Raw genomic sequence first — 6,836 nt, 5'->3', positions numbered from 1 at the left:
CTATCAAGCACACTGTTGAGTTCTCAAACAACCGACGCACACCGTCAGAGCCACAATCTTCCGACCGTTTCCCTGCCCGGGGCAGTTCCTCTAACCTACCAGGACCTTTCGGACTTTTCCAAATCCCCTCCGGCCGAGACCGTGAGCGAATTATTCGAACGACCGAATGAATTCTGGTACCCATTTTCACGTCCCAGAAGCTGAGCTTCGATGTTCCGCGAGGTAGGGGGCCTCCTCGATCGGAGGCAACCTCTATAACTTACCCTATCACGTTCCCCGGCGCAAGGACCCTCGTGAGGATCCATGGTTGTGGGAGGCGATCTGACAAGCCCCCACCCAGTTCCGGGGCGCACTAGGCTACTACGAGAACTGGGTTGGTTTCCACCCCGGGACCGGCCAGTCGCGCTCGACGCGCTTCCTGTCCGTGCCTCCCTGCCGGGCGAACGACAGGAACAGTACACAGACCTGGGCCCGCACGCCAAATCGGCAGTCACCAGGGCACGGCGGGCCCAGGGCACCAGGCCGGATCACTCCACGGTGACCGACTTCGCGAGGTTCCGCGGCTTGTCGACGTCGTGCCCGAGCGTGAGTGCCGCGTGGTACGCGAGGAGCTGCAGCGGCACGGTCAGGAGCAGGGGGTCGAGCTCCCGCTCGTTCTTCGGCACGTCGATCCGCTCGGCGTGCAGCTCCCCCAGGTCGACGCCCGCGTGCGTCACGACCACGAGGGGGCCACCCCGCGCCGCGATCTCATGGAGCGCGGCCACGTTGCGGTCGGTCAGCTCGTCGTCGGGCACGACGGCGACCGTGGGCACCTCGGGCGAGACCAGGGCCAGCGGGCCGTGCTTGAGCTCCGACATCTGGTAGGCCTCGGCGTGCCGGTAGCTGATCTCCTTGAACTTCTGCGCACCCTCCCGGGCGACCGGATAGCCCCGGACCCGGCCCACGAAGAACAGGCTCTCGGCCGCCGCGAGCGCCTTCGCCGCTCGCGCGACCGTCTCCTCGCCGTCGAGCACCTGCTCGATCTGGGCGGGCAGGGCCTGCAGGCCCGCGACCAGGCGGCGGCCGTCGGCGACGGACAGGTCGCGCACCCGCCCGAGCTGGAGGGCGAGCAGGGCGAAGCCTACGAACATCGTGGTCAGCGCCTTGGTGGACGCGACGGCGATCTCGGGTCCCGCGTGCAGGTAGATCCCGCCGTCGCAGGCCCGCGCGATCGCGGAGCCGACCACGTTGACCAGCCCGATGACCCGGCCGCCCTTGCGCCGGATCTCCTCGACCGCGAGCAGCGTGTCGATGGTCTCGCCCGACTGGCTCACCGCGACATACAGCGTGTCGGGCTCGATCACGGGGCTGCGGTACCGGAACTCGCTGGCGGGTTCGGCGTCGGCGGGGATGCGTGCGAGCTCCTCGACGAGCGATGCGCCCATCTGCCCCACGTAGTAGGCGGAACCGCAGCCGAGGATCTTGACCCGCCGGATCGCACGCAGCTCGCGGGCGTCCATCTCGAGCCCGCCGAGGTGCGCGGTCGCGAACCGCTCGTCGAGCCGGCCGCGGAGCGCCCGTTCCACGCTGGCCGGCTGCTCCAGCATCTCGGTGTACATGCGGGGCCGGCCGTCGACGGTGCCGTGCTCGTAGGCGCTCGGGTCGACGTCGACCTCGCGCGCCGTGGTCTGCGTACGGGTGAGGTCCCGCCGGAAGGTCGTGAAGCCCGATGCCGTGACGGTCGCCAGCTCGCCGTCGGCCAGGTGGGCCACCGTGGTGGTGTGCCGGACGAGGGCTGCCAGGTCGGAGGCGACGAACATCTCCTTGTCCCCGACGCCCACGAGCAGCGGGCTGCCGTTGCGGGCCACGACCACGCGGTCGGGGAAGGCGGCGTGCACCACGGCCAGCCCGTAGGTGCCCTCGACGGCGTCCAGCGCCTCGACGACCTTGCCCTCGAGGGTGTCGGCGTCGGACAGGGCGACGAGGTGGGCGAAGACCTCGGTGTCGGTGTCGCTCGCGAGCGGCACCCCCTGGTCGGCGAGCCGGGCGCGCAGCGCGGCGGCGTTGTCGATGATGCCGTTGTGCACCACGGCGACGGCACCGCTGGCGTCCGTGTGCGGGTGGGCGTTGACGTCGGTGGCGGGGCCGTGCGTTGCCCAGCGGGTGTGGCCGATGCCCACGCGGCCGGGCATCCGCTTGGGCAGGACCTCGGCGAGGTCGCGCACGCGGCCGGCGCGCTTGGCGACGCGGACCTGGGAGCCGACGACGGCGACGCCCGCCGAGTCGTACCCGCGATGCTCGAGCCGGCCGAGGGCCTCGACGAGCAGAGGGGCGGCGTTCTGGCCGCCGACGTATCCGACGATTCCGCACATGGTGGTGCTCCTTCGTGTGGTGCTGGGGATCAGCCGTAGATCATCCGGCGCAGCTGTCGCTCGGTGAGCCGTGGGGCCGCGACGACCCGGTGCTCGAGCTCGGTGGCGATGCGCTCGAAGATCTCCGGGTTGCGCGCCCCGTGGACCTTCAGCTCGGCGTGCCGCCGTCGGACGACCTCCTCCACCGGCGTGGCGTAGTACGCCACGACGTCGCCGATCACGCGCGCCGCCTCGGCGGGGGTGAGCCCGGTGGTCGCCGCCACGTGGGCGACGAGGTCGGAAGACGTCCTCATATCCGAGAGACTGACGCACTCGATCGCGAACAGCAATTTCTTGCCCGATTTCGGGCAAGTATCAGGACATGCCCGGCCGGACATGCGAACGGCGGTCACCCGCTGGTCAGCGGGTGGCCGCCGGCACGCTCGGTGCGGTCAGGGCCGCGTCACTCCGACGTCGCCACCGCCAGGGTCTTCTTGCCCCGGCGCAGCACCGCGTGCCTGCCGTGCAGCAGGTCATCGGCGGCGAGCGCGGCGTCGTCGGACGTGACCTTCACGTTGTTGACGTACGCACCGCCCTCGGCGATCGCGCGGCGCGCGGCGCCCTTGGACGCGACGAGGCCGGAGCCCACCATGAGGTCGGCGACGAGGTCACCCGCCTTGGCGGTGACGCGCGGCAGCTCCGCGACCGCACCGTCGAGCGTCCGGGCGTCGAGCTCGTCGAGCGATCCACGGCCGAACAGCGCCTGGCTCGCCGCGATGACCGCCTCCGTGGCCCCTGCGCCGTGCACCAGCGTGGTGACGTCGCCCGCGAGCGCCTTCTGCGCCTCGCGCGCGAAGGGCCGCTCGGCCACCTCGCGCTCGAGCTCGGCGATCTCCTCGCGGGAGCGGAACGTGAACACCTTGAGGTAGTTCACGACGTCGGCGTCGGCCTGGTTGAGCCAGAACTGGTAGAAGGCGTAGGGGCTGGTCATCTCCGGGTCGAGCCAGATGGAGCCGCCCTCGGACTTGCCGAACTTGGTGCCGTCGGCCTTGGTGATCAGCGGCGTGGTCAGCGCATGGGCGCTGACGCCCTCGGCCTTGCGGATCAGTTCGACGCCGGCCAGCAGGTTGCCCCACTGGTCGTTGCCGCCGAGCTGCAGCGTGATGCCGTGGCGCCGGTACAGCTCGCGGAAGTCCATGCCCTGCAGCACCTGGTAGCTGAACTCGGTGAAGCTGATGCCCTCCTCCGAGGCGAGCCGCCGGGCCACGATGTCCTTGGACAGCATGGTGCCCAGCCGGAAGTGCTTGCCGATGTCGCGCAGGAACTCGATCGCCGACAGGGGGCCGGTCCAGTCCAGGTTGTTCACCATGCGCGCGGCGTTGTCGCCCTCGAAGGAGAGGTGCGGCTGGATCTGGGCCCGGATGCGCTCCACCCATCCGGCGACGGTCTCGGGCGAGTTGAGGGTGCGCTCCCCCGAGTCGCGCGGGTCCCCGATCAGACCCGTCGCGCCGCCGACCAGCAGGTAGGGCCGGTGGCCGGCGTCCTGCAGGCGGCGGGCGGTGAGGATCTGGACGAGGTTGCCGATGTGCAGCGACGGCGCCGTGGGGTCGAAGCCCACGTAATAGTCCACGGTGCCCTCCGACAGTGCAGAACGCAGCGCGGCCTCGTCGGTGGACTGTGCCACCAGGCCTCGCCATTGCAGCTCGTCGAAGATGTGGGTCACCGTGGATGCTCCTTCTGATGGGGTCGACCGGTCGTTGTCGGTCAGGTGTCGCTCGGCGGGCCTGCCGGCCTGCACGTCATAGTCTGCCCGACGGCGGCGCGGGACTCGCCCTCATTCCGTCCCGGCCTGTTCGGAACCGCGCTGTTCGACACCGGCCCGCTCACGCGCCTCGGCGCTCACGGGCGTGAACAGGTTCACCAGGGTGCCGTCGGGGTCGCGCACGAGCAGCGACCGGTTGCCCCAGGGCATGGTGGTCGGCGGGGTCACGGTCGGCACGGTGTCGTCGAGGCCGGCGAACAGCGCGTCGACGTCGTCGACGAGGAACTCCACGATGGCCGTCCGGTTGTCCGCCGGGCCCGCGGAGCCGGGGCCGAAGAGCTGGACGGTCCGGGTGCTGCCGATGGCGAGGGTGCCCCTCTCCGTGCGCAGCTCGGCGAACTCGGGGGACGGCCGGTCCGCGGTGGCACCGGTGACGCGCTCGTAGAAGGCCGCCAGGCGGTCGACGTCGTCGGTGATGAGGCGCACGGAGGCGAGGGTCGCAGGGCGCATGGGATGGTCCTCCTGGTCACTGCCACGGTCCGTCCGTGGCTCGTGCCCCCAGCCTCGGCCCGCTCGGCGACACCCCGGTGTCGGTGTTTCCGCGGCGAGCGCGGGTCGCCCGGTCAGCCCAGGAGGGTCAGGGTGCGCAGGTCGCCCTCGGGCACCTGGACGTCCTCCGGCCGGACCACCCGCCGCGGTGCGCGCTCGCTGGTCGCCGTGACCCGGTCGACGCGGTCGAGACGGAAGGCCCGGACACCGTCGCGCAGGCGGCACCAGGCCAGCAGGTACCACACCGTGGACGAGCCGACGAAGCCGAGCGGCTCGACGTCGCGCGTGGTGGCGGCGCCGGCGCGGTCCGTGTACCGCAGGCGCAGGACGCGGCGGGCCGAGATCGCGTCCGCGAGCAGCGCGGGCACCGGCGGCACCGCCGGGGGTGCCCCGAGGAGGTGCACGCGGGCGGCGAGATCGTGGGCGGCGGTCGCGTCGTCGTCCCGCATGGCCGCGAGGATCTTGCGGAGCGCCGTCGAGCCCGCGGGGGCGAACGGCGTCCCGGCCAGGCCGCCCAGTGCGACGGCGACGGCGACCGCCTCGTCGGGGCTGAAGTTGACCGGCGGGAGGGTCCTGGACCGGTCGAGACAGTAACCACCGGTACGGCCCGGCTCGGCCCAGACGGGCACCCCGGCCTGCTGCAGCGCGCCGATGTCGCGCTCGATGGTCCGGCGGCTGACCTCGAACCGGTCGGCCAGCCAGGACGCGCTCCGCGGGCGCGGGGTCACGGCCCGCAGCTCCTCGACGATGGCGTACAGGCGGTCGGTCCGGTTCACCCGGCGAGCCTACGCGGGCCCGACGGCGGCGTTCTTCCCAATCCAACGATTATCGATTACTCTCCCTGAGACGTCACTCAGAGTCGTTCGCGCCACGTCGCGGGCCACGCACAGCAGCGTGCCGCGGCATCCCCCGAAAGGATCAACGATGATCAAGCACCGCACCCTCGTGAGCGTGGGCACGCTCACGGTGTCCGCCCTCGCCCTCACCGGCTGTGCCGGTTCCGACGGCGACTCCGCGGCCGGCGGCACCACCGAGCTGAGCCTGCTCGTCAACGTGACCCCCAACCTGACCGAGGAGTTCTGGAACGAGCTCGTCGCCCCGTTCGAGGAGGCGCACCCGGACATCGACGTCGTCGTGCAGAACCCGGGAGCCGAGGGCGTCGCCGCCGCCCTCCCCCGGCTCCTGACCGCCGGTGACGCTCCCGACGTGGTGCAGTCGCTGCCGCCGACGGTCGACCTGGCGCCCGAGCTCGTGGACCTGTCGCAGTACGAGTGGGCCTCCGGCGGGCCGCTGGCCGACCAGTACTCGATCGACGGCAAGTACTACATGGCCGGCATCGGCTTCCAGCTGCAGAGCCTGTGGTTCTACAACAAGACGGCCTTCGAGGAGGCGGGCATCACCGGGACGCCCACCACCGTCGAGGAGCTCACCACGGCGCTCGGCAAGCTCAAGGACGCCGGCTGGACCCCGATCCAGACCGGTGGCGACTGGATGACCAGCCACTCGCTGCAGACGCTGGGACTGCCGACCATCGTGGGTCAGGACCCGGAGTGGTTCGCCCGGATGAGCTCGGGCGAGGTCACGTTCGCCGGCACCTACGGCGCGACCGTCGAGACGTACGCCGAGTGGGTGGCGAAGGGCTACGTGCCCAAGGACGCCCTGGGCATCAAGTACCCCGACGCGGAGCAGGCGTTCCTGTCCGGCAAGAGCGCGATCTACCCCATGGGCAGCTGGTTCGCCGGCACCGAGGCCAAGGCCGAGGAGAAGGCCGAGATCGGCGTCTTCGCGGCCCCCGCCGCACAGGGCGTCGGCACGCCGGCGATGGGCGCCAACATCGCCAGCCCCTACTCCATCCTCAAGACCAGCGAGGACCAGGACGCGGCCGCCGAGCTCGTCGAGTTCCTGGTGACCGACCAGACGGCCGTGGCCGACCAGCTCGAGGTGGACGGCAACTTCCGCGACGGCTACGAGTACGACATGGACGAGCTGGGCCAGGAGCTGCAGCAGATCGTGGCCGAGACGCCCGCCGAGGCCTACACCCCGACCGGCCAGGGCTATGGCGAGCGCACCCTGCCCGTGGGCTACTCCGACGAGATCAACGCCCAGACCCAGGCCCTGATCGGCGGCACCGCGGCCGCCGACGTCGAGTCGGCCATGGACGACTGGTTCGCCTCGACCATCGGCTGAACCCCGCC

6 protein-coding genes are annotated in these 6,836 nt (G+C 71.2%); 1 reads left to right on the top strand and 5 read right to left on the bottom strand.

Going from position 1 to position 6,836, the window contains the following annotated elements; all coding sequences use genetic code 11:
- Positions 1 to 527 precede the first annotated feature (527 nt).
- The 5 genes from glmS to ACIBBF_RS24390 form a co-directional block, all read right to left on the bottom strand.
- Entirely contained in the window at positions 528 to 2,351 is a 1,824-nt protein-coding gene (glmS, locus tag ACIBBF_RS24410; protein ID WP_397418646.1) for a glutamine--fructose-6-phosphate transaminase (isomerizing), read from the bottom strand.
- A 29-nt stretch (positions 2,352 to 2,380) separates the two neighbouring features.
- Positions 2,381 to 2,644, bottom strand: a complete 264-nt coding sequence (locus ACIBBF_RS24405; RefSeq protein WP_397418644.1) for a hypothetical protein — start codon at positions 2,642 to 2,644, stop codon at positions 2,381 to 2,383.
- A 149-nt stretch (positions 2,645 to 2,793) separates the two neighbouring features.
- On the bottom strand, positions 2,794 to 4,053 hold the full coding sequence (gene tyrS, locus ACIBBF_RS24400; RefSeq protein WP_397418642.1) for a tyrosine--tRNA ligase: 1,260 nt from the start codon (positions 4,051 to 4,053) through the stop codon (positions 2,794 to 2,796).
- 111 nt (positions 4,054 to 4,164) lie between these two features.
- Entirely contained in the window at positions 4,165 to 4,602 is a 438-nt protein-coding gene (locus ACIBBF_RS24395) for a VOC family protein (protein ID WP_397418640.1), read from the bottom strand.
- 113 nt (positions 4,603 to 4,715) lie between these two features.
- A complete protein-coding gene (locus ACIBBF_RS24390) occupies positions 4,716 to 5,417 on the bottom strand; it encodes a helix-turn-helix transcriptional regulator (RefSeq protein ID WP_397418638.1) in 702 nt (233 codons plus the stop codon).
- Between the two features lie 148 nt (positions 5,418 to 5,565).
- Here ACIBBF_RS24390 and ACIBBF_RS24385 point away from each other — a divergent pair, with 148 nt between their 5' ends.
- A complete protein-coding gene (locus ACIBBF_RS24385) occupies positions 5,566 to 6,828 on the top strand; it encodes an ABC transporter substrate-binding protein (protein WP_397418636.1) in 1,263 nt (420 codons plus the stop codon).
- Positions 6,829 to 6,836 lie beyond the last annotated feature (8 nt).

This window comes from Promicromonospora sp. NPDC050880 (genome assembly GCF_044456525.1).
Lineage (GTDB): Bacteria > Actinomycetota > Actinomycetes > Actinomycetales > Cellulomonadaceae > Promicromonospora.
Note: the sequence above shows the minus strand (reverse complement) of the source record. Positions and strands in the feature narration are given on the sequence as shown.

Excerpts from the sequence above, each read along its gene's own strand:
- ACIBBF_RS24405 (WP_397418644.1), bottom strand. The coding sequence starts at position 2,644 with ATGAGGACGTCTTCCGACCTCGTCGCCCACGTGGCGGCGACCACCGGG.
- glmS (WP_397418646.1), bottom strand. The coding sequence starts at position 2,351 with ATGTGCGGAATCGTCGGATACGTCGGCGGCCAGAACGCCGCCCCTCTG.
- ACIBBF_RS24385 (WP_397418636.1), top strand. The coding sequence starts at position 5,566 with ATGATCAAGCACCGCACCCTCGTGAGCGTGGGCACGCTCACGGTGTCC.
- ACIBBF_RS24395 (WP_397418640.1), bottom strand. The coding sequence starts at position 4,602 with ATGCGCCCTGCGACCCTCGCCTCCGTGCGCCTCATCACCGACGACGTC.